The sequence below is a fragment of the Clostridium sp. MB05 genome (assembly GCF_046581255.1).
Classification (GTDB): Bacteria; Bacillota; Clostridia; order Clostridiales; family Clostridiaceae; genus Clostridium.
In genome coordinates this window covers 1421538-1445010 of record NZ_CP174370.1, presented here as the reverse complement: position 1 = coordinate 1445010, position 23473 = coordinate 1421538, and the positions used below count along the sequence as shown (strand labels likewise).

Here is a 23473-nt window from a genome sequence, read left to right as displayed (position 1 = left end):
TTTCCACTATATTAAATTATATATCAAAATTTCATATTATTTAAGTATAATAAAGATTCTACTTTTAAATATATCTTACATAAGTTTTATTTTATACACTTATAAATAATAATATTTTCTAATAATAGGGGAATTCTAATTATTGATAATAATCATTAAGGAGGATTTTAAATGAAAAATAAAAATTCAAAAGATACTACTAATCCATCATCACCTAACTATGATAAGATGATTAAAAATAAATCTAATGAAAAGACTCCATATGGGGAGAATGAGCCTTCGACTCGTACAACACATAAATAGAAAAAGAGCTATATTATTGGAAAATTACCAATAATATAGCTCTTTTTTTATCCTAACAACCTATTTACTATGTCATTTGCTTCTGAGGCTATTGGCATAATGTTTTTTACAAATGAAATTGTTGTATTTATACTTGTAAGTAAATTTAAAACCTTTTTTATATTTTCTTTAAACTTTGCATTCCTAGAAGCTTCCACACAAATATTTTTATTAAACATTATACTTCCTAGCCCTTGTTCAACGGAGATCTTTAATCCATCCATTCCATACATCTTATATTCATCTATTTTATAGTATAAATCAGTAAGTACACTATTTAAAAACTCCTTTAGTTCTTCATTTACTTCTAACTCATTTAATTCTTCTATTAATATGTGTATTTTTTCCTTGAACTTCATTAAATTTTCTTCTTCTATATTTCTATATTGATTACTTACATCTAAAGCTAATGCTAAACCGCTTATTGATATTAGTATTTCTTTTGTTATTATATTGTCTAACTTGTGTATATCATCATCTAACCCTATTGCCATAATCTTTTTTTCAAAGTTAGTAAGAGTTTTTACTAATCCATCCTTAGAATCACTCTCTATCTTATTAGTTAACTTCTTAATATTCTCTATCATTTCTACAATTTGTATGATAGATTTAAATATTTTTTCGTCGTCGTTTATATCTAAATCAAAGACCTGAGCAAGAACCGATTCTACTGTTCTAAATCTACTTTGTTTACTAGAACTTTTACTACAAAACTCCTTTGCTTCACTTAAAATTTCGTATAGCCTAACTGCTGGATTAGTTGATAATACCATACTACCCCCTCCATAAAATTAGTTACAGTTAATACTTCTATACAGCATTAAGTTTTCCTCTTTTTTCCTGTTAATTTAATAGTTTTTTAAGTTTTAAATATTATTATATTATAAATAATATTTAATTTTATCCTTTACTATATATAATGCTATAAATTTATATTATATGCATATTTAGATATTATTTATATTATTTTATCTATATTTACTTTTCAATTTATATAATTAACATGTTTAAAGAAAATAAAAAATTTTTATTGATTTCCATTATCATTTCATAGCTTTATTAATACTGATAGTATATAATTAATTTAAAGTCTTATATGGAGGAAATTTACATTGATAAAAAAAATAAATGTTAAAGGGGCTTCTAATATGTGGATAGTCTTTGCACTTCTCTCAGCATTTTTTGCTGCATTAACTTCAATTTTAGCTAAAATAGGAATAGAAAATATAAACTCAAATTTAGCTACGGCAATACGTACTGTTGTAGTGTTAATAATGGCTTGGGGAATAGTTTTTATTAATGGAAGCTACAATCAAATTTCTAATATAAATCAAAAAAGTTGGATATTTCTAATTTTATCAGGTATTGCTACAGGCTTATCCTGGTTATTTTATTATAAAGCTCTTCAGATTGGACAAGCTTCAAAGGTAGTTCCAATAGATAAATTTAGTGTTGTAATTAGTATGATTCTAGCTTTTATAATTTTAAAAGAAACTCTCACTGTAAAAACATTATTAGGCGGTATTTTTATTACAATTGGAACTTTTATAATGATACTTTAAATATTCAAAGCCTTTTGCTTGTACAATATAAGGATACTCTTTTAAGAAAAGCATTCAAAATGATTTATAGAAACTAAATTTTATTACTAAAAGATATATTAATATATGAGATTTATTTATAAAAAAATAGTAGATAGACTCGTATAAAAGCAAATCTATCTACGCTGTACATAATTATCTTATAATTTTATCCTTTTACTATTTTCACATAAAAAGTTCTTTCTCTTGGACCATCAAATTCACAAAAATAAATATCTTGCCATCTCCCAAGTATTAACATTCCATCATTAAGTATTAAAGTTTGTGATACTCCCATAGTTGATGATTTCATATGAGCATGAGAATTTCCTTCAAAATGTTTATAATTTTTATCAATAGTTGGATATACTTTTTCAAAACCATAAATTAAATCTTTTACCACATCTGGATCTGCATTTTCATTAATAGTAATTCCTGCTGTTGTATGAGGACAATAAACTACTACAATTCCTTCTTTGATATTAGAAACTTTAATATCTTCATTTATAATTTCTGTTATGTTAACCATAGATTGTCTATCTTTTATTTTTAAATTATGCTTAAAAAGATTTGTCATAATACCCCTCCTATAATCCTAAATACAGCCTACATTTTTTCTGCCATCTCTCTTAGATTTGTAGATGTTTTATTTAACTCCTCTATAGTTGCTGCGATCTCCTCTAATGAAGAGACTTGCTCACCGAAGCCACTATTCATATTAGAATACTTCTCTGTAATATCATTAAAAGCTTCTCTAACACTTAAAAGCTTATCCTCTATTTCCTTTAATGAATCTTTGCTATTTTTCGCCAAGTTCCCCATTTCCCTAGCTACCACAGCAAATCCCTTTCCCAGTTCTCCAACTCTAGCTGCTTCAATCCTAGCATTTAAAGAAAGAAGATTATTTTGGTTAGTTATTTCCTTAACTATTGATAATATTTTATCAGTTCCTGCAACTTCCTTCTTTACTATTGTTGATTTCTCATTTATATTTTCACTTTCAAGGGCAGCATTTTGAACACTCATTGCAATTCCTGCTACTATTCCACTAATTTCCGATAAACTTCTTTCTATATTTTCTGCTATACTTAAAATTCTATTTTGCCTTATCAAACTCTTACAAATAGATATTGAACCTACAATTTCTTTATTATTATCATATATTGGAAATGCATATACTTTATACGGAACTCCAAAAACTTCCTTAGGTATTATTTTATTTATAGTTCTTTTACTCATCATACACTCATATGCTGCTGATCCTTTTAATACTTCTTGTCCCACAGTTACTTTTAAAGGAATACTCTCTCCCTCATATACCTTTATACACTCTTTAATATTATTAAAAGCTACCAATAATTTTTCTTCAAACAACTCATTCAAGTAAGTAGTTACTTTATCAAAAACTAACATAATATCATTTTCTTCAACTTTATAAATCATAAACTCTCCCCCTATAAAATATCATATTTATATTATTGTTATTTTATTGTAAACCTTTATATCAAGTTATATTATATCTCAAAAGAGACTGTTGCAAAATAGATTTTACATTTAATTTTTCAACTACTTCTTTTACAAATTTTATTTTAAATATTAAAAAAGACATCAATTAGATAAATATTATATCCTGTTGATGTCTTTTTTAGCTATTATAAGATTTTAAAGTTAACTGTTAAAATTATTTTAGTCTTACGCTAATATTTTCTATTACCTTTTAAATTTTAATATTACTTTAAATAAATCTCCATCTACTTCTATATTTAAGGTTCCTCCTTGTAATTCAACAAAACTTTTTGCTATTGCTAATCCAAGTCCTGAACCTTCTGTATTTCTTGATTCATCTCCTCTTGCAAATCTTTCTACTATTTCTTCAGCCGCAAAATCAATTTCATTGGCAGACATATTTTTTAAAGTCACATAAACCTCTTCATTTTCATCTATTATATCTATATAAACTCTTGAATTTGGCATTGAATATTTAACTATATTTATTAACAGATTTTCAAATACTCTAAAGGTTTTTTGACTATCTAACGGTACTATAACTTTGCTTTCTGGAAAATTCCACTTGAATTTTAATGAAGACTCTTCTATTTTATCGCTTAACTCAAATTGAGTTTGTTTCATAAGAGAAACTATATCTACATTAACTATATTTAATTGAATATTCTTACTTGTTGCTTTACTTACTTCAAATAAATCCTCAATTAAATTTTTAAGTCTTTGAGATTTTCTATCTAATGTATCTAAATATATCCTTCTATCTTCTTCACTTACATTTTCACCTTTTAGTAAGTCTATATAAGTAATTATTGATGTTAATGGAGTCTTTAAATCGTGAGATACATTTGATATAAGCTCAGTTTTCATTCTTTGGCTTTTTACCTCTTCATCAACTGCATTTTTGAATCCCTTTTGTATCTTTTGTAGTTCATCTTTTAGTGGTTCAAAAACTCCAAGTTCTTCTTCTATAGTAACATCTAAATTTCCCTCTGCAATTTTATTTGTAGCCTTAAGCAATATTTGATATTTATTTTTTATATTATTAAAATGTTTCCTTAAAATAAAGAATAGAACTATTGTATATATTATAGATACACCTATTCCGAAAAACCATATGCTACACATAAAAATTAAAACTATAAGATTAACTGCTAATATTTTAATTATTACTTTATTAGACTTATCTTTTAAATTTATATCTGTAATACTATTATATATTTTTATCCATAAATTTTTTAAACACTTAAAAAATTTATATATTATTGTGTTTTCTTTTATATAATTCTTTATTCCTTTATTAAATATAGATTTAAGTAAAACTATAGTTGAAAACGCTGTAATTAATAAAATAAACCAGTACGCTACATTTCCTATCATTAATAATGGAGTTGTTAATATAACTGGAATCCCAACTTTAGCTAAAGCTTCTTTAATCCATTCATTGTTTGCAGTCCAGTAAGATATATTCGGAGATAACGAAACTAAAGCTGTAATTACAGTAATTATAATTGTATTTATCTCAAAAGGCATTTTAATAAAATTTCTAATTCCAATAATGTCTTTTGACTTTCTATATGGAATAATTAAAGATATAAGCACTATCACTGCATAAGCTATCAAAACATAAATTATAATGATATCTCCATAAGCATAACTATTAAACCTATTCATATAATTACTTATTCTATCTACATACTTCAATTCCTTAGGAACTGCATAGGTTATAGTTATATTTTTAGGGTTTGATAATGTAAGATTACCATATCCATCTATTAAATTTCTCCACTGAAAATCCATAAATATATCAATTGTACTTTCATCAGCTCCCTTTATTTTATTTACCTTAATACCACCATATTCATCGAAGTCAATTACCATATAATATCCATAATAACTTTCCAAATCATTTAATAGATCTTTATTTGTTTCATTAGATATTAAAGCACCTAAATTTTTATCTGTATTCGTAGATGAGACTTTGCTTTGCTTATCTATAATATAATAATCTAAATTTTTCAAATCTCTTTTTAATATTCTATTCCAATTACTTAATTCAGAATTAAGTCTTTGTTTTATATAATTATAATCATATTTATCATTTTTGAATTCCTTAAAGAATATTTCTTCTGAAGAAATGTCTCTGTTTTGTTCCTTTTCTAAAAGATCTTTATATAATACAAAGCTTCCCTTAAATAAATCCATTTGAAAATAATAATCTTCATAATATGGAGGTTTTTCTTTTTCATTTGCAAGTTTAGCTATTCTTGGATAAGATGCTACTAAACCCACTGATGTTAAAATAACTAATATAAATACTACTGTGCTTAATAGGTAATTTTTTTTACTGCTTTTCAATTTTGTATCCAACTCCCCACACCACCTTTAAATATTTCGGATTCTTAGGATTAATTTCAATTTTTTCTCTTATATTTCTTACATGAACCATTATTGTATCAGTATTGATTGCTTGCTCGTTCCATACTCTTTCATATATTTCTTCTGATGAAAATACTCTCCCTGGATTTTGCATAAGTAGCTGAAGTATCTTAAACTCAATTGGTGTTATTTTAACTAGATTTCCGTCAACACTTAATTCAACTTTATCAACATTTAATTCAAGACCTCCTATTATAAAACTGTTTGTTTTCTCTTTTTCTACACCAAGAGCATTTAAATATTTAGAGTATCTTCTTAACTGAGAATTTACTCTAGCTAATAATTCTAGTGGAGTAAATGGCTTCGCAACATAATCATCAGCTCCTATATTAAGTCCTACTATTTTATCAACCTCCTCAGATTTTGCTGAAAGCATAATAATAGGAAAATCATATTTTTCTCTAAGCTTTACAGTCATAGTTATACCATCCATTTTAGGCATCATTATGTCCACTATTGCTAAATGAATTTCTTCCTTATTTATAATTTCTAGTCCTTCTATTCCATTGTATCCTTTAAAAACTGTATACCCTTGGTTCTTTAAGTATATTTCAATAGCATCTGCTATCTCCTTTTCATCCTCTACAACTAAAACATTATATGAATTCATAACTTAACTCCTTTTTTAAAATACTATCAATATTATACAATAAAATTTCTACTTAATCCCTATTACCTAAAGTATATCTTCTAATCCTAAAGAGATACTTTAGGTAATTCTAAAGATTTTCTAAATATAAAATAAAAAACTTTATGTTGATTATTTATTAATTTAATGTTATTATTATTAAGCAGTTGGTACGTAAGTGCTAATTATTTGTGGAGCTTGGTTGTCTTTCGCCGGATACCAAGCTCCACTTTATTTTATTTTAAATTATGAAAGGACTTAATTTATGAATTTTAAAAATTTAAAAATAGATGATAACTTAATAAAGAAATTAAATAATTATAATATAAAAACACCTACTGAAATTCAAGTTCAAACTATTCCTTTAATTATGAATAATAATGATATTATTGCTAAGTCAAAAACAGGTTCTGGGAAGACTCTAGCTTTTTTATTACCTATTCTTCAAAGAGTAAATAATAATTCTAAAAATACAGAAGTATTAATTTTATCTCCAACAAGAGAATTAGCTATACAAATCACTGAAGAAGCTAATAAATTTAATATAAGCAATTTAGGAATACTAGCAGCTTATGGTGGTAAAGATGTAGGCTCTCAGTTAAAAAAGCTTGATAAAGGAATCAATATAATTATTGCAACTCCTGGAAGACTACTTGATCATTTAGAAAGAAAAAGCATAAATTTAAGTAAGTTAAATACTGTAGTTATAGATGAAGCAGATCAAATGCTTTTAATGGGATTTAGAAATGAGATAGAAAAGATAATGTCTTATGCTCCTAAAAAATTACAAACTCTTTGTTTCTCTGCAACTATAGATTCTAAAGTAAAGAAATTAGCTTATAGATATATGAATAATCCTCAAATCATTGATATTACAGAAGAAGAGGAATCTATAATTCCTAACATCAAACAACAAGTAGTTAAAACTACTGATAGATGGAAAGTTGATGCTTTAGTTAAAATCTTAGAAGATGATAATCCTTTTATGTCTATTATCTTTTGCAGAACTAAAAGAAGAGCTGACGAGCTAGAAGCAAAGCTTTCCTCTAAAGGTATAAAGACTGAAAAAATACATAGTGATGTTCCTCAAAATAAAAGAGAAAAAATAATGAAGTCTTTTAGAAACTGTGATATTCAATATTTAATAGCTACAGATGTTGCTTCAAGAGGTATAGATATTACTGGAGTTACTCACATATATAATTATGATGCACCTGAAAGTGTTGAAAGTTATATTCATAGAATAGGAAGAACAGCTCGTGCTGGAGATAGTGGCTACACTTGCCTTATTACTGATCCTAAAAATTATAATATTTTAGAGGAAATAGAAGAATATTTACAATATAAAATTCCTGAACGTGAAGTTAACTTTAGATAAAAAAAGCTGCAACTACAGCTTTTTTTATTTTGAATAAAAGACAAAAAGGATATAGACTCTTAATTTCTATATCCTTTTCTTATATTTTTATATCTCTGCTTCTTCAAATTTATGTTCCATAAAGTGAATTAACTTATGAAATGGTTTCTTTAATATTGAAAGAATTATAAACACTAATGAATATACTACAAGTGCTAATACACTAGTTATTACAGTTTTCCAAACTGGTCCTGCTATTGCTTCTCTAAATCCATTTATAGCATATGTAAATGGCCATAATGGATATAAAACTCCAAATATCTCAGGGTTAGTTTGTATTGGATATATTCCTCCAGCTCCTGCTATCTGAAAAACCATTATAATAACTGCAATAGCTTTTCCTACATTCCCCAAAATAGATACTAAAGTGAAAATTATTATTGTAAAAGTAATAGATGTTAAAAATGAAAAACCAAATAATAATGGTACATTATACACCTTTATTTTTAATATTAACCAGTCACCTAAAGTTACTATAAATGCTTGAATTAAACTTATACTAATAAAAAGAAGCATCTTACCAAAATGTCTTTGCATCATACTAGGTTGTGGCCCATATTCAAAATCCTCACAATGCGTTGTTAACAAAGCTCCTGCTAAAAGTGCACCAACCCATATGGCTAATACTGTATAGAACGGAGTTAATCCAATTCCAAATACACCTTTACCATATACTTCAATTTCACTTACTTCTATTGGTGAAGATATAAAATTAGCTATTTCTTCTGGATTTTTTCCCATTATGCTTATAATTTCATCTAAACTTTCTTCATTTAAATTATTTAATTTCTCATTTAATTCTTTTATATTTTTTTGTAATGTAGCTATTTTTTCGCTTAACCTTTCTGCATCATCCATTGCTTCATTACTCGATGCTATACCATAATTAGCTAAAGCATTTAGTTGTGGTACTATTACTTTTGATGTTTCTAAAATTGAATTTAAATTATCTAAACTTAAGTTCGTTGTATTAGCAACATTGTTAATAGTATTTGTACTATTTCTATAATATTCATTTGATATTGATATTATATTGTTAACAGCATCCTCATTTAATTTTATAACATTATCTATATTATTAGAAAAGCCTTCTTCGATCTTACCGTTATTTACTTTATCCTTTAATTCATTTAATATATTTTCTTGATTTTTTAATGTTTTTTCTAAATTCTTAAGATTCGATATTAATAAATTTAACTTTTCATCATTTAATGTTGAGTTAATTTCTTCTAATTCTTTAATAGAAGCATTTGCTAAAGCTTCCATAGTTCCTGTATAGCTTTGTAATTGATCAATATTCTTTATAATATCCTCTTTAGGCATATTTATATTTTTCATACTTTTTAACATTGTATCTATCTTTTGTGATAGCGCCTGTAAGTTAATAATATTACTATTGATGTCTCCATTAAGTGTAATTAAATTATTTTTACTTTCATTTACTAGCCTTTTACTTGCTTCTGCTGCATCTTGCAAATCATTTATTTGTTCTGTAATAAGTGGTAAATCATTTTTTATACTGTATATATAATTATTTAAATCCTCTGCATTTTTTGATGAATCATTAATATAATTTTGTATACTTTCTAAATCATTTTCTGCAGTACTTATTACATCTTTAATACCAAGAACTTTAGGCTTATTATTCTCTAAATGTAATCCTACTTTATTTAATTCATCAAACGCTTTTTTATTAACAGTTTCTATAAAGTTTGATTTTATTTCTTTTGTTAATTTATCTTTAGCTACATTAGTAATTTTTGTAGCAATGGCATTAGCCTTTTCATTTGATTTATATATTATATTTGGTTTTTTAGGACTTTTTGTAGTTAAACTTACTAATCCACTTGAGAAATTTTGCGGAATTTCTATTATCGCATAATAAGTGCCTTGATTTAATGCATTATTTGCCTGCCATTCGTCTAGAAATTCCCACTTTATTGAAGTATTTTCTTTTAAATTTTCAACAACCTCATCCCCAACATTTATTTCTGTAGAATTTACTACTGCTCCTTCATCTTTATTTACTACAGCCACAGGCAAATTACCAGTATTAGCATATGGATCCCAGCAAGCCCAAATATTTATCCAAGCATATAGTGAAGGTATAATACATAATCCTATTACTACAATCATTGCTGCATAATTTTTTTTAATTTTAATTAAATCTCTTTTAAATATCTTAAATAACATTTTCATTATTTTACCTCCATTATTCACCTATACCTGATTCATGGAATTTTTTTTCAAACTTGCTAACTACGCTATTTAATCTTGGCTTGAAAATAAAACCTAATAATATATATAATGCACTAAATATTAATAGTACTACTATATCTAATGTAACACTAGTTGCTAATGGTCCTGCTATTGACTCCCTAAAGCCTCCTACAGCATAAGTAAACGGGAAAAATGGTTGTAATATTCTAAATATAAGAGGATCTACTTGTACTGGATAACTTCCTCCACAACCTGCTAATTGGATAATCATAAATATTATATTAATTGCTTTTCCTACATTTCCAAGTAATGATACATTAGTAAATATTATTATTGAAAATGTTATAGCTGATAAAACTGAAAATATTACCATTAAAAATGGATTGACGGAGTAAACTTTGAGTAAAAATATATTACCTAATGCTATTATTAAACCTTGTATTGTAGCCAATATTACAAAGGTAAACATTTTACCAAAATACTTATGTCTTATTGTAATTTTTTCATCCCATTTAATCTTAGGCGCTTCTGTTTTTAATACTGATGTTAATATTAATCCACCAACCCAAAGAGCTAAAACGGAATAAATTGGTGCCATTGCTGAGCCATAGTTTGGAACAGAATATACTTTTACTTCTTTTATATTAAATGGATTTGATATAAAAGAAGCAATTAAATCTGGATTACTTTGAAGTATTGCAAGTATGCTATTTATATTTTCATCATTTAACTTTGATAATTGCTCTCCTACATACTTTATATCATCTTTATACATATTTAATTGTTCTAATATATCGTCTGAAACTTTGTTTGTAAGTTGACTTCCTTGAGCTGCTGAGTTTATCAAAGTAGCTATTCCATTTACTGATTCCTTTGATTTTGTTAATAATTGAGAACCTTTTTGTGTTGCATCAGTTAAACTTGTAGCTATTTCATCTAATACTGGCATTGCATTATTTTTAAAATTGCTTGTTAATTTATCTATATCATTTGAAATTTCCTTTAAATTTGCTTTTAATTGATTTATAACTTCTTTTTTATCTTCGCTTAAAGTAGAATAACCTTTTGTAATTGAATTCAATATATCAGTTTGTTTATTTAATTTATCTTGAACTGTCTTTAAATCAACTATTGAGTCTCCAATTCCTTTATTCGGTTTTTCTTTATTAATAGCTTCAAGATATCTTATATTAGAATCTGTACTATTATTTACTACATTCATATTACTATTTAAAGCATTTAATTTACTACTTATATCTGTAGTACTTTCATTAACATTAATAGTATCTAATATGCTTATAATATTATCTATACCAACCTTCATTTGATTTAGATTTTGATTTAATACATTGAAAGATGTATTAAAACTATCATTTGTTGATTTTATTAAATTTGCAGTGTTTTGAGTTATTGTTTCTCTACTTGTTATCCCACTTGTTAAAGTAGGAATAGAAGCTTGGACTTCTTTTAAATAGTCATTTAAATTTCCCGAATTTGAATTAACATTTTCTAAAACTGCTATTATAGAATCCATCTCTTTAGAAATTGTTATAATAGCATTTTTAAGCTTTACTATATCATTACGATTTTTATCTATATCCTCTTGATATCCATTAATCTTTTCAAAAGCTTTTTTATTAACAGTTTCTATAAAATTCGAAGTAATTTCATCTATTAAAGTCCCTTCTGCTACCCCTGCAATTTTACCTGCTACTGGATTTGCTTTAGTATCAAGCTTATATGTTATTTCTGGTTTCTTGCTTTTATCAGTTGCTATACTCGTTAAATCCTCTGAAAAAGTTTCTGGTATTTCTATAGTTGCAAAATATGTTCCATCAATAACTCCCATATCAGCCTCTTCATTATTAACGAATTTCCAACCTATATTTTTATTTTCTTTAAGCTCCTCTACTACTTCAGCCCCTACATTTATATTTTGTCCTGCAATAGTTGCTCCTTTATCATTATTTACTACTGCTATTGGAATAGTACTTGTGTTTCCATAAGGATCCCAACAAGCTTTTATATTAACCCATGCGTATAAAGATGGTATAATACATACTCCAATGACAATAATCATTGCTACTGGATTTTTTATAATACTTTTTAAGTCTCTTCCAAAAACCGTCATTATTTTTTTCATATCATTTATTTCCTCTACTACTTTGATTACTATAATTTTAAAATTAACTAAATACAATTTTAATTTTCTTTAATACAAAACTCATAAAATAAATTAATACATTATTAATTCTATAAATTTTATACACTCAATTAATATAAACTTAATCATCCCTTCTTTAACTACATATGCTTACATTTTCATATTATACTCCTTAGTCAGATTTTTTACTATATGCAAAAAACCATAGAAAACATTTACCTATATTAAAAATATAAATTATTTTTTCAATCTTTATTTTCAATTTAACATTTCTCAAAATGATTAATTAAATTTTCTATAAATATAATTTTTCATTTTACTGGTTTAAATTATAAAATTATACAAAAGTTCAATTTCAAATGATGGAAAAAACATATTAGCCGATGATATAGATATATATTGGATTGATTCTACTACTGCCATAGTAACTCTTTATGAAGAAGAACAATCTCATGAGAAAATATGAGTAGTATTTGATAAATAAATTACTTATGAGATATTATAAGTAATTTAAATAAAAAAAGCTGCTTATGCAGCTTTTTTTGTTTGTAGTTGTAATTTATAATCATCTTCTACTTTAGTTTCCAGATTTCCTTATTGTATTGTTCAATAGTTCTATCTGAAGAGAAGAATCCGGCTTTACTAATGTTAATTAAAACTTTTCTGTTCCAAGTTTCTCTATCTTCATAATCTTTAAATACTACTTCTTTAGTCTTGATATAATCTTCAAGATCTAATAATGTCATAAACCAATCTTTATTAATTAATTCTTTATGAAGTCTTGTTAAGTTTTCTTTATCTCCAACTGCTACCATTTCATCATTTACTATAAAGTCAACTAATTCTTTTATTGCAGGCTTTTCATAATATTTCTTTGAAACATAATCTGCTTTCTTATAGTGTTCAATAACAGTTTCACTTGACTCTCCGAAGATATAAATGTTGTCATCTCCAACTAATTCATGTATTTCAACATTAGCTCCATCTTCAGTTCCTAAAGTTAATGCTCCATTTAGCATAAACTTCATATTCCCTGTTCCTGAAGCTTCTTTAGATGCCAGTGAAATTTGTTCTGAAACATCACAAGCTGGAATTAGTTTAGATGCCTTTGTTACATTATAGTTTTCTATCATAACAACCTTTAAGTATTTGTTAACTTCAGGATCATTATTTATAATTTCTTGTAAGCATAAGATAGTATGAATTATATCTTGAGCTATTATATAAGCTGGTGCAGCTTTTGCTCCAAATATCATTGTTATTGGAGTTGTTGGGATATTTCCCTTTTTAATATCTAAATACTTATGAATAATATAAAGTACATTCATTTGTTGTCTCTTATATTCATGAAGTCTCTTTATCTGAATATCAAATATAGAATTTTCATCTATTTCAACATTTTGAGTTTCTTTTAAATAATCCTTAAGAGCAATTTTATTATTCTTTTTAATTTCTCCAATCTTATTTAAAACAGCTTTATCATCTATATATTTTAATAAATTTTCTAATTTAGTAGCATCCTTTTTAAAGTCTTCTCCAATTAATTCACTTATAAACTTAGTAAGTTCATTATTGCAGTGGATTAACCATCTTCTAAATGTTATTCCATTTGTCTTATTATTAAACTTTTCTGGATAAATATCATAAAATGGCTTTAATTCTTCTTCCTTTAATATATCAGTGTGAAGAGCAGCAACTCCATTTACGCTAAATCCATAGTGAATATCCATATGTGCCATATGAACTCTATTATCCTTATCTATTATAGCTACTTTTTCATCATCATATTTTGCTTTTACTTTATTATCTAATTCTCTTATAATAGGCATTAATTGTGGTACAACTTTATCTAAATATTCTATTGGCCACTTTTCTAATGCTTCTGCTAATATTGTATGATTTGTATATGCACAAGTCTTAGATACTATTTCAATAGCTTCTTCCATTTCTATTCCCTTTTCACCTAAAAGACGAATTAATTCAGGAATAACCATTGATGGATGAGTATCATTTATTTGAATAACTACATGATCATATAACTTGTGTAAATCATATCCATTTTCTTCTGCTTCTAATAAAATTAATTGAGCTGCATTACTTACCATAAAGTATTGTTGATATATTCTTAATAAATGTCCAGCTTTATCGCTATCATCTGGATATAAGAATAAAGTTAAGTTTTTCTTTATTTCTTCCTTATCAAAGTTTATACCCTCTTCTACTAATGTTTCATCTATTGTATCTATATCAAATAAACGAAGCTTATTACAAGCCTTATCATAACCTGTAACATCTATATCATAAAGACTTGATGTAACTTTAAATCCTCCAAATAAAACTTCGAATTTTATATCTGATTTATTTAACCAACTTTCACTAGTTATCCATGGATTTTTAACTGTTTTTTGTTTATTACTTTCAAATACTTGTTGAAATAATCCAAAGTGATAATTTAAGCCTACTCCATCCCCATTTAATCCTAAAGTTGCAATTGAATCTAAGAAACATGCAGCTAGTCTTCCAAGCCCACCATTACCTAATGATGGTTCTAACTCTACTTCTTCTATTTCAGTTAATTCTTTACCATTTGCTGATAATACTTCTTTAACTTCTTCATAAAGACCTAAATTAATTAAGTTATTTGATAATAACTTTCCTATTAAAAACTCTGCTGAAATATAATAAAGTTTTTTGTCTCCTTTATTAGTTCCTTTTTTCTTTATTGATCCTTTTGTTAATTCTAATAAAGCTAAATAGATTTCTTCGTTGCTTGCTTCCTTTATTGTCTTATCAAATCTCTTTTCTAGAATTTTTGTTAAGTTTTCTTGTAACATATTCTATCCCACCTCTAAATAAAATTAATTTATAATTATTTTAATTTTGAATATTCTAATTTTTAGGGTTTCTTAAACCCTTTACACGTATTATAATACCAATTATAAATTTATTAATTTGTATATTCATTCTTTTATTTGTATATTATTTATATAAATTAAAAAATTTTTATATTTATTTGTCTTATAGATCTTTTTTTAATTATATATAAATCAATCTCTATTACACTTATATACAAAATAAAAAGAAAGCCTTTAAAGCGACTTTCTTTTTATAATTATTCCCTTATCCATGATATAACATATTCGTATTTACTTTGAATATTGACATTCATAAATTTAAATTCTCCATTGATTCCTTTTTCCTTTGTATATAAATCAAAATGACAAAGAGCTATACCTATATCTATTCTATTCATATCAACTTTTCCCTTTGTATATACGTGTATATCTTTATTTACCTTTATTATTCTCCAAGGTTGCTTATTAACAGCTGATGGTGCTAATCTTACCATTTCTAATGCTTCTCCATATTCTTTTGCATTTTCCATCGAAAGTGGAATATTAAAGCTTTCATTAAAGAATAGCTCTAAATATTTTTTTCTATTGTTTTTATTGTTTCCAATAATAGATGCTAGTAAAGATTTTTTTCCACCTTCATAACCAACTGGAGATACTATTGGTAATATTTCATTATCTTTAAGATTAATCGCTTTTGCAAAGTCTCCTCTACTAAAGCTTCCCCCTAACCAAACCGTTCCAAGCCCTAATGAAGTGCAATATAAAATTACTTTTTCAAGAGTATAGCCTAAAGTTTGTAGTGCAAAGTCTTTATCTTCACAAGCTGCTACCAAATAATAATTTGCTCCTTTTATAACACCATAAGTACCAAGTTTAATTTCATTTTTAAAATTATCCTTTTTTATCAAACTAATTCTTATATTTATTTTAAAAGGATTATCTACTTTGCTTATATAATCTTCTAAATCTTTAATAATTTTATCAGATAAAGGCTTATTACTGTAATTTCTAACTGAGTATCTAGATTTTATTATTTCTGTTATTGGCTTATTAAATATTAGACTCATATTAATCTTTCCCCCAGACTATATTTGTCACTTTAAAAATTCTAATTATTTACAATGTAATTATGTCCTTTAATACACACCTTCTTAAAAGATAGATCCTTCTAGCAAATTCAAATTATTTACTACTATTTTTTTATTTCCAATAATCTCTATGATACCTTCACTTTCTAATAAAGTCAGTTTCCTACTTAATGTCTCTCTAGCTATTCCACAATAATTGGCAATTCCTTCTCTATTTAGTGGTAAGTCTATTTCAATTTTTCCATTTATGTCTTTTCCATATTTATCTGAAAACTCTAAAAGCATACAACATATTCTTGCTTCCGGATTATTATTAGATAAATTTCTTGTTAAATTCTCTACTTCTATTAATCTTTTATTTAATTCTGAAAGAAGCTTTAAACAAATAGAAGGATTAGAGTATAGTATTTCTTTTAAATCTTCTCTAGAAATAGTACATAGTTCAGTATCTTTAACAGCTATTGCAGATACATTACTTTCAAGGGTATCCCCTAATATATTATTTTCTCCAAGAAAATCCCCAACAGTTAATATATTTATAATTTGCTCTTTCCCCTCTACTGTATTTTTAGTTATTTTTATCATGCCTTCACTTATAATAAAAAGCTTTGAAACTTTATCTCCTTCTAAAAATAAGCTTTTTCCTTTTTTCAAAGCCATATGTTTTCTTATATCTATTATTCTATCTAACTCAGACTCAGAAAGTGATTCAAATATAGGTACTTCTCGTGCATATAATCTACTAGCACATTTTTCACAACAAAAGTCACAATTCAAAATAAATACCTCCTAATCAAAATCATAATATTATCTTAATTATACTATAAAACTCAAATTTATAATTAAAATTATATGATTAATAGGAAACACCTATTCACATACTTTCTTAGGTGTAAGTTATGCTAACTAAATCAAAGATTTAGATCATCACTTAGGAGGTATCTATTATTTATAATGCTGAATAAGATATATATATTTAACTAATGTGAATTAATAAAATATCTTTTACTATTTACACTCTTCCGGCGTAAATGTGCAATATCCTATATTATCACATTCTTTTTTCATATTGGTCCATTTAGTATCACTTTCTATACTTTCTAACGCCGTAGGATATAATATATAATTTTCCTTAAAGATATGATCTTTTAACTCAAAGCAAATAGCATTTGAAAGTCTTTTTAGTTCTATTTTATATTCATTAAAGTCTAAAAGAGAAACAGATTCGCTTAATTTCTTTAACTCTTTCTTCTTTTTTCTTAAATCTTCATGTTCAAGTCTCATTATTCTTGTCGGCCCTGTGATCCCCCTTGTTTCAAGCTCAGGGAATAAAACATCCTCTTCTCTTTTGTGGTGTGGCTCAGCATCTAGTATATTATTAATTAATTCAGTTACTCTTCCAAATTCTTTTCTGCTTTCATCAAAATTACCCATGCTTAATATTGTCTTTGTTACTTCATCTAACTCTTTTAAGAAATTTAAAATTAATTCATGCTCTTCTATTAGTGTATATAAAACATGTCCTTTTGATATATTGCTTTGTAATTTCTCAAGTTCACCTTTTAAAATCATCATATGAATTTCACATAAATGCCTTAATTCACTTGGATTCATTCCCTCTTCTACTAAGCTCTGTTCTGCCATAGAAAGCTCTAAAGGACTTATTGATTTAACAAGTTTTAATCCCTTTTCCTTTAGCTCTTCTGTTAATCCTTCCTCATTTAATCCTCTTAAAAGTGTAGTTAATTCTTTTATTTTTTCTTCATTAACAGCTCTATTTACTCCATTATCTAAAATAAATCTCTTATTTTCCAAATTAATCACCTCTATATTTTTAATAAAATTTCTATTAATATCTCTTAAATAAAATGTTGTTTTCTTTATGGATATGAACAAATAAGTCTTTCTCAAGTTCATGCATTTTTAGATATAATAATTTAAAGCTTGTACATGCCCATTCTGGAGCATTATAATCATCTGTAATATCTACTAGTTCTTTAAGTATATCCCCTGCTGCTTCATGTTCTCCTATAAAGCTTTCTATTTCTTTTCTTAATTTATCTTTTTTCACTTTATCATTAATCTTTTCAAATTCAATTATCTTTGGAAATAGTATTTTTTCTTCTTTTATTAGATGTTCTTCTAATTCGCATTTTAGTGCTCCAAAAAGTTTATGAACTCTTGTTAAAACTTCTGGTAAATGATCATAATGAACTTTAAACACTTTTAACAATAATGGATCGATTTCCTTTAATAATTCAAATGTTTTAATATGATGAGTATTTACTATATGATTAATTAATTCCTCTGAAGATCTTTTATTCCAATTTATATATGAAGAATTATCAAATATAAATTCATCAAGTTCATTATTCACATCTTCAATAAATTTTTCCACATCAATTTCTTTTTCCTTTAATGCAGCTTCTAAATTTTTATTTCCACCACAGCAATAATCTAATTGCATATCATTAAACTTTTCTACAATTGCAGGATAAATAATAACACATTCACCTAGACTTAAATTTACATTTATATTATTTTTCATATTAATTCCTCCAAACATTTAGTTTTCTTATCTATGAGTAAATTATAAGAAAATATTAAAAATAAAAATGTGATTTGAATCAAATTTTAAATATTTATTTAATTCTATAAAATGAAAAGATACAGTACTTTTTGTATCTACTGTATCTTTTTAAATAATTAAATATTATACTAACTGTTTAAGGCAATCCTTCAAATCCTCTTCTGGAGTACTAATTGGTCTAAGATTAAATGTATCTACTAAATATTGCAATACATTTGGAGATATAAAAGCTGGTAATGAAGGCCCTAAAAACATTCCCTTTATTCCAAGAGATAATAATGCTAATAAATCAGCAACAGCTTTTTGTTCATACCATGATAAAATTATTGATAATGGTAAAGAGTTTACATCTGTATCAAAAGCATCCGCTAATGATGTAGCAATTTTTACAGCAGAATAAACATCATTACATTGCCCTACATCTAACAGTCTTGGTAAGCCAGCTACCTCTCCAAACTCTAATTTATTAAATCTATATTTACCACAAGCTAGTGTTAATATTATGCAGTCATTTGGTACCTGCTCAGCAAATTCTGTATAATAGTTTCTTCCTGGCCTTGCTCCATCACAACCACCAATTACAAAGAAATGTCTTACCTTTCCTTCTTTAACTGCAGATACTATTTCTTCAGCATGACTTAATGTTGCTTTGTGCCCAAATCCTACTAATATTTCATGATCTTCTTCATCTTCCTTAAATCCACCTAATTCAAGAGCTTTATCTATTATTTCCGAAAAGTCCTTATATCCACCTTCATCTACACCTATATGTTTTATTCCATCCCAACCAACAACACTAGTAGTATAAATTCTGTCCTTATAACTTTCTCTTGGTCTCATCAAACAGTTTGTTGTCATAAGAATACATCCTGGTAAATTATCAAATTCTTTTTGTTGATTTTGCCAAGCTGATCCATAGTTTCCTACTAAATGCTTATATTTCTTTAATCCATCATATCCATGAGCTGGCAGCATTTCTCCATGTGTATATATATTTACGCCTTTCCCTTCTGTTTGTTCTAGTAACATTTCTAAATCTCTTAAATCATGTCCTGAAACAACTATAAAAGGCCCTTTTTTTCTATTTACATTTACCTTATGCGGCATAGGGTTTTTATACTTAGTTGTATTTGCATCATCTAATACTTTCATGACCTGTGTTGCCATATCACCAGTTCTCATAGTCATACGTATTAACTCTTCTAATTTAATTTCATCATTAGTTAAAGATTCTAATGCTATAAAATAAAACTGATCTAATTGATCATTATAAAAATCTATAAATCTTGCTTGATGTCCATATGCTGATATTCCTTTTAATCCATATAAAATGGTTGATCTTAATGATCTTATATCAGGGTCTAATGATTGATCATACATAATTCCTGCTTTAACTGAATCTTTTAACATTTCCTCTTTACTTGAGCTTAAGTTATATTTTGCTTGTTCTGGATAATCTCCTTTAGGTGCTCTACTACGTAATGATTCTTTAATCTTTTGTGAGTCCTTAAGAAGTTTTACATGAAAGGCTACATCAAAATTCACGTTAGTTAATGTTGTAAATAATCCATTTTCAACAAATTTAACAATTTCTTTATCTATAAGTTCTCCCTTTTCAATTAAAGGCTTTGCATAACATGCAATTCCTTTTAATTGATATATTAACAAATCTTGAAGATTTGCTACCTCTGGAGTCTTTCCACAGACCCCCATTTTGGTACATCCCTTTCCCCCCATTGTTTGCTCACATTGATAACAAAACATAGAATTTTCCATTTCTTTATCTCCTTTCTGTTTATAACCCTATTATCACTTATATATTGTTATTTTATTCATATGTACTAAATGCTTAGGTAATAAAAAAATTCACGAATTTGTAAATCTCGTGAATTTTTTGTTTCTCTAATTAGCTTTTATTAATTCCTATAACTTTCTTAAATCCCATAATGGAAATAATACAATTAATAATAAATATAATTGTGCAAATTATTAAACTCAATAAATATACAGAGTTTAAATTTTCCTTCATAAAGTCAGCTAATGTATTAATTGCAAAATAGCTATGAATCGATCCAACTGCTAGTGGAATAAAGTAAAATAATGATACTTCTCTTCTTATGGATTTACTTATATCCTTCTTAGAAGCTCCTATACTTAGTAGTGTTTTATACTTTTGCTTATCTTCATTAGCATCACTGTAAATTTTTATATAAATTATACTAGCTTCAGCTAATGCCATAACTAAAAATAAGAATCCTCCAATTGCATAAACAAATTTCATAAAATTAATTCCCTCTAATTCATATAAGCCATAATAACCCTTTGTAGTTTCTGGATTAACATATTTACCTATTTCATTTATTACATTTAATATTTCTTCTTCATTTTCTATTTTAGTACCATAAAAATTTATTTCAGTTGATGTTGCTTTAAGCTTTTCATATTCATCATTATTTACAACTATAGTCGGATAATTTAATGCCTCACCAAAAACCGTAACTCTAGTACTTTCACTTACTTCAAATGGAATATCATTTAATGTAATCTCTTTAATATTTGCTAATAAGCTCATAAGTGTGCCAGGTCTTTCAATATATATTACGTTTTTACCTTGGACCATTTCTTCATTAAACTTATCTAATTTTTTTTCATCACCATTAGCTTTTAATATCTTAGCAAAATTATCATAAGATACAACTATATATTCGTTATTTTGATATTCAGGAACATCTTTTAATGTACTATTAAATTTCAATACTTTAGTACTTAATGAATACTTTTCTTCTCCTACACTCTTTAATATATCTGAAATCTTTTCTGAATTAAATTCATCTGTAGAAGAAATAGCTAAAGAATATAATGTAATATTTTTTTGACTATTTTCATATGTGGTCTTCATTGAAAAGGCCGTTCCTAATACAGTTGTAGTTGTAGCAGTAAGAATTGCTATAGTTGAATAAATAGTGTAGTTCTTCTTCAATCTATAAGCTAAATTATTTATAGTTATAATATTTGAGCCCTTGTATAATATAGATTTCTTATTAATTAAAAAATTAAATATTATTGGAAATACAGCTCCAAATAATCCATATGTTCCTATACAAACTAATATTAATGTCTTAACAGCATTAGTCGCTTCTTTATCTACTAAATAATAACCATATCCTATTAAAGTCAATGAAATTATTGCAACTATATAAGTAATAAAATTAACCTTTGGCATCTTCTCTTGCTTTTTACTTGCATTTAAAAGATCTACAATTTTACTTCTAACTATACTTATGAAACCTTTTATACTCATAAATAAGAAGATACACATAAAAATTAGTACAGTATAAATAATAGAATTCAAGCTTACATTAAATGAAACATCTATATTAAAATCTGCAATTTTAAAAACTATAATTTGAAAAAACTTTGATAAAACAACACCTATTGTCGTTCCTATTATTGATGCACTTACTCCAATTAACATCATTTCAATAAAATATATTTTCCCTATTACAAATGAGCCAAGCCCCATAAATGCATAAATTCCAATTTCCTTTTTTCTATTTCTTAAAAAGATATTAGATGCATACCAAATAAAGAAAAACATAAATATTACTAAAATAATGGTTATCATTTGTAATACAAGCTTACTATATTCCTCATTCATATCACCAAGGACATTCATTACATCTCCATCCATCATTATTAAGAAGTTACTTAATACAACTACAGAAAATATCATAGAGATAAAGAACATAGTATAAACTTTTATATTGTTCTTAAAGTTGTTATAAGCTATATTAAATACGCTCATTATTTAGCACCTCCTAAAGATGCTAACATATCAATTATTTTTCCGTAAAACTCTTTTCTATTATCTCCTTTATTTAATTGACACTTTATTTCCCCATCACTTAAAATGTAGACTTTATTTGAATAACTTGCAGTAACAGCATCATGAGTAACCATAACAATAGTTGCCTTTTCTTCTTTATTTGCTCTACTTAAAGATTCTAATAAATCTGATGATGATCTTGAATCTAATGCTCCAGTAGGTTCATCTGCAAATATTACTTGCGGACTAGTTATAAGTGCCCTTGCTGCTGCCCCTCTTTGCTTTTGTCCTCCAGATAATTCGTATGGATACTTCCTTAAATGTTCCTTAAGTCCAAATATTTCGGCGATATTAATAACTTTATTTTCAATATCTTTAGTTCTCTTTTTACCTAGTGCTAGAGGTAATGCTATATTATCCATTAAATTCATATTATCTAAAAGGTTATAGTCTTGAAATATAAATCCTATTTTATCTCTTCTTAAATTAGATAGCTCTTTATTCTTAACCTTAGTTATATTTAACCCATCAAGAATTATTTCTCCTTTAGTAGGTTTATCTAATGTGGATATCAAATTAAGCAAAGTTGTTTTTCCTGCTCCTGATGGCCCCATTATAGAAATAAAATCACCTTCATTTACAGTAAAATTTATTTTATTTAATACTCTTGTCCTAAATCCCTTAACACCATATTCCTTAGATACATCCCTTAATTTTAAAATTTCCTTCATAACTAAATCCTCCAAAATTAATTTAACTTTAACTATATTTTAATAGTTTTTTAATTTGGATTCCTTCACTTAACCTTACCTTTTAAATTC

18 protein-coding genes are annotated in these 23473 nt (G+C 26.1%); 3 read left to right on the top strand and 15 right to left on the bottom strand.

Annotated elements, in window-relative coordinates; translation table 11 throughout:
* Positions 1-171: 171 nt before the first annotated feature.
* Positions 172-303: a hypothetical protein gene (locus ACH36K_RS06690; protein WP_411170171.1), complete on the top strand. Its 132-nt coding sequence runs from the start codon at positions 172-174 to the stop codon at positions 301-303.
* A 47-nt stretch (positions 304-350) separates the two neighbouring features.
* On the opposite strand, the gene ACH36K_RS06685 is transcribed toward ACH36K_RS06690, so the two are convergent.
* Complete coding sequence (locus tag ACH36K_RS06685) at positions 351-1115, bottom strand: hypothetical protein (protein WP_411170170.1); 765 nt, start codon at positions 1113-1115, stop codon at positions 351-353.
* A 375-nt stretch (positions 1116-1490) separates the two neighbouring features.
* Here ACH36K_RS06685 and ACH36K_RS06680 point away from each other — a divergent pair, with 375 nt between their 5' ends.
* Positions 1491-1904 (top strand): EamA family transporter, encoded by a 414-nt coding sequence (locus ACH36K_RS06680; RefSeq protein WP_411170666.1) that lies wholly within the window; start codon positions 1491-1493, stop codon positions 1902-1904.
* A gap of 187 nt (positions 1905-2091) precedes the next feature.
* Here ACH36K_RS06680 and ACH36K_RS06675 read toward each other — a convergent pair whose 3' ends face one another.
* From ACH36K_RS06675 to ACH36K_RS06660, 4 genes are all read right to left on the bottom strand, one after another.
* Positions 2092-2499: a secondary thiamine-phosphate synthase enzyme YjbQ gene (locus ACH36K_RS06675; protein WP_411170169.1), complete on the bottom strand. Its 408-nt coding sequence runs from the start codon at positions 2497-2499 to the stop codon at positions 2092-2094.
* A gap of 29 nt (positions 2500-2528) precedes the next feature.
* A complete protein-coding gene (locus tag ACH36K_RS06670; RefSeq protein WP_411170168.1) occupies positions 2529-3365 on the bottom strand; it encodes a methyl-accepting chemotaxis protein in 837 nt (278 codons plus the stop codon).
* A gap of 267 nt (positions 3366-3632) precedes the next feature.
* On the bottom strand, positions 3633-5795 hold the full coding sequence (locus ACH36K_RS06665; protein WP_411170167.1) for a sensor histidine kinase: 2163 nt from the start codon (positions 5793-5795) through the stop codon (positions 3633-3635).
* The gene (locus ACH36K_RS06660) at positions 5770-6474 is read right to left on the bottom strand and encodes a response regulator transcription factor (RefSeq protein ID WP_411170166.1); all 705 of its coding nucleotides are present in this window, start codon (positions 6472-6474) and stop codon (positions 5770-5772) included. The genes ACH36K_RS06665 and ACH36K_RS06660 overlap by 26 nt, the downstream gene beginning before the upstream one ends.
* A gap of 283 nt (positions 6475-6757) precedes the next feature.
* Between ACH36K_RS06660 and ACH36K_RS06655 the strand changes: the two genes are divergently transcribed.
* Positions 6758-7870, top strand: a complete 1113-nt coding sequence (locus tag ACH36K_RS06655; protein ID WP_411170165.1) for a DEAD/DEAH box helicase — start codon at positions 6758-6760, stop codon at positions 7868-7870.
* An 87-nt stretch (positions 7871-7957) separates the two neighbouring features.
* Here the strand turns inward: ACH36K_RS06655 and ACH36K_RS06650 are convergent, their stop codons facing one another.
* The 10 genes from ACH36K_RS06650 to ACH36K_RS06605 form a co-directional block, all read right to left on the bottom strand.
* Positions 7958-10108 carry a YhgE/Pip family protein gene (locus ACH36K_RS06650; protein ID WP_411170164.1) on the bottom strand — a complete coding sequence of 717 codons (2151 nt, stop codon included), beginning with the start codon at positions 10106-10108 and terminating at the stop codon, positions 7958-7960.
* A 13-nt stretch (positions 10109-10121) separates the two neighbouring features.
* The gene (locus tag ACH36K_RS06645; RefSeq protein WP_411170163.1) at positions 10122-12272 is read right to left on the bottom strand and encodes a YhgE/Pip family protein; all 2151 of its coding nucleotides are present in this window, start codon (positions 12270-12272) and stop codon (positions 10122-10124) included.
* A gap of 593 nt (positions 12273-12865) precedes the next feature.
* A complete protein-coding gene (locus ACH36K_RS06640) occupies positions 12866-15127 on the bottom strand; it encodes a glycogen/starch/alpha-glucan phosphorylase (RefSeq protein ID WP_411170162.1) in 2262 nt (753 codons plus the stop codon).
* Positions 15128-15405: 278 nt separating this feature from the next.
* Positions 15406-16215 carry a nitroreductase family protein gene (locus tag ACH36K_RS06635; RefSeq protein WP_411170161.1) on the bottom strand — a complete coding sequence of 270 codons (810 nt, stop codon included), beginning with the start codon at positions 16213-16215 and terminating at the stop codon, positions 15406-15408.
* Between the two features lie 84 nt (positions 16216-16299).
* Positions 16300-17013, bottom strand: coding sequence for a Crp/Fnr family transcriptional regulator (locus ACH36K_RS06630; protein ID WP_411170160.1), 714 nt, complete (start codon positions 17011-17013; stop codon positions 16300-16302).
* Positions 17014-17244: 231 nt separating this feature from the next.
* On the bottom strand, positions 17245-18051 hold the full coding sequence (locus ACH36K_RS06625) for a DUF438 domain-containing protein (protein WP_411170665.1): 807 nt from the start codon (positions 18049-18051) through the stop codon (positions 17245-17247).
* Between the two features lie 34 nt (positions 18052-18085).
* On the bottom strand, positions 18086-18784 hold the full coding sequence (gene ric / locus ACH36K_RS06620; RefSeq protein WP_411170159.1) for an iron-sulfur cluster repair di-iron protein: 699 nt from the start codon (positions 18782-18784) through the stop codon (positions 18086-18088).
* Positions 18785-18949: 165 nt separating this feature from the next.
* Positions 18950-20602, bottom strand: a complete 1653-nt coding sequence (hcp, locus tag ACH36K_RS06615) for a hydroxylamine reductase (protein WP_411170158.1) — start codon at positions 20600-20602, stop codon at positions 18950-18952.
* Positions 20603-20732: 130 nt separating this feature from the next.
* Positions 20733-22631 (bottom strand): FtsX-like permease family protein, encoded by a 1899-nt coding sequence (locus ACH36K_RS06610; RefSeq protein WP_411170157.1) that lies wholly within the window; start codon positions 22629-22631, stop codon positions 20733-20735.
* A complete protein-coding gene (locus ACH36K_RS06605) occupies positions 22631-23383 on the bottom strand; it encodes an ABC transporter ATP-binding protein (protein WP_411170156.1) in 753 nt (250 codons plus the stop codon). Before ACH36K_RS06605 ends, ACH36K_RS06610 begins: the two co-directional genes overlap by 1 nt.
* Between the last annotated feature and the right edge of the window lie 90 nt (positions 23384-23473).

Coding starts and splice junctions, on each gene's coding strand:
- ACH36K_RS06645 (WP_411170163.1), bottom strand. CDS start 12,272: ATGAAAAAAATAATGACGGTTTTTGGAAGAGACTTAAAAAGTATTATA.
- ACH36K_RS06670 (WP_411170168.1), bottom strand. CDS start 3,365: ATGATTTATAAAGTTGAAGAAAATGATATTATGTTAGTTTTTGATAAA.
- ACH36K_RS06635 (WP_411170161.1), bottom strand. CDS start 16,215: ATGAGTCTAATATTTAATAAGCCAATAACAGAAATAATAAAATCTAGA.
- ric (WP_411170159.1), bottom strand. CDS start 18,784: ATGAAAAATAATATAAATGTAAATTTAAGTCTAGGTGAATGTGTTATT.
- ACH36K_RS06640 (WP_411170162.1), bottom strand. CDS start 15,127: ATGTTACAAGAAAACTTAACAAAAATTCTAGAAAAGAGATTTGATAAG.
- ACH36K_RS06675 (WP_411170169.1), bottom strand. CDS start 2,499: ATGACAAATCTTTTTAAGCATAATTTAAAAATAAAAGATAGACAATCT.
- ACH36K_RS06660 (WP_411170166.1), bottom strand. CDS start 6,474: ATGAATTCATATAATGTTTTAGTTGTAGAGGATGAAAAGGAGATAGCA.
- ACH36K_RS06655 (WP_411170165.1), top strand. CDS start 6,758: ATGAATTTTAAAAATTTAAAAATAGATGATAACTTAATAAAGAAATTA.
- ACH36K_RS06650 (WP_411170164.1), bottom strand. CDS start 10,108: ATGAAAATGTTATTTAAGATATTTAAAAGAGATTTAATTAAAATTAAA.
- ACH36K_RS06680 (WP_411170666.1), top strand. CDS start 1,491: ATGTGGATAGTCTTTGCACTTCTCTCAGCATTTTTTGCTGCATTAACT.
- ACH36K_RS06610 (WP_411170157.1), bottom strand. CDS start 22,631: ATGAGCGTATTTAATATAGCTTATAACAACTTTAAGAACAATATAAAA.
- ACH36K_RS06690 (WP_411170171.1), top strand. CDS start 172: ATGAAAAATAAAAATTCAAAAGATACTACTAATCCATCATCACCTAAC.
- hcp (WP_411170158.1), bottom strand. CDS start 20,602: ATGGAAAATTCTATGTTTTGTTATCAATGTGAGCAAACAATGGGGGGA.
- ACH36K_RS06605 (WP_411170156.1), bottom strand. CDS start 23,383: ATGAAGGAAATTTTAAAATTAAGGGATGTATCTAAGGAATATGGTGTT.
- ACH36K_RS06685 (WP_411170170.1), bottom strand. CDS start 1,115: ATGGTATTATCAACTAATCCAGCAGTTAGGCTATACGAAATTTTAAGT.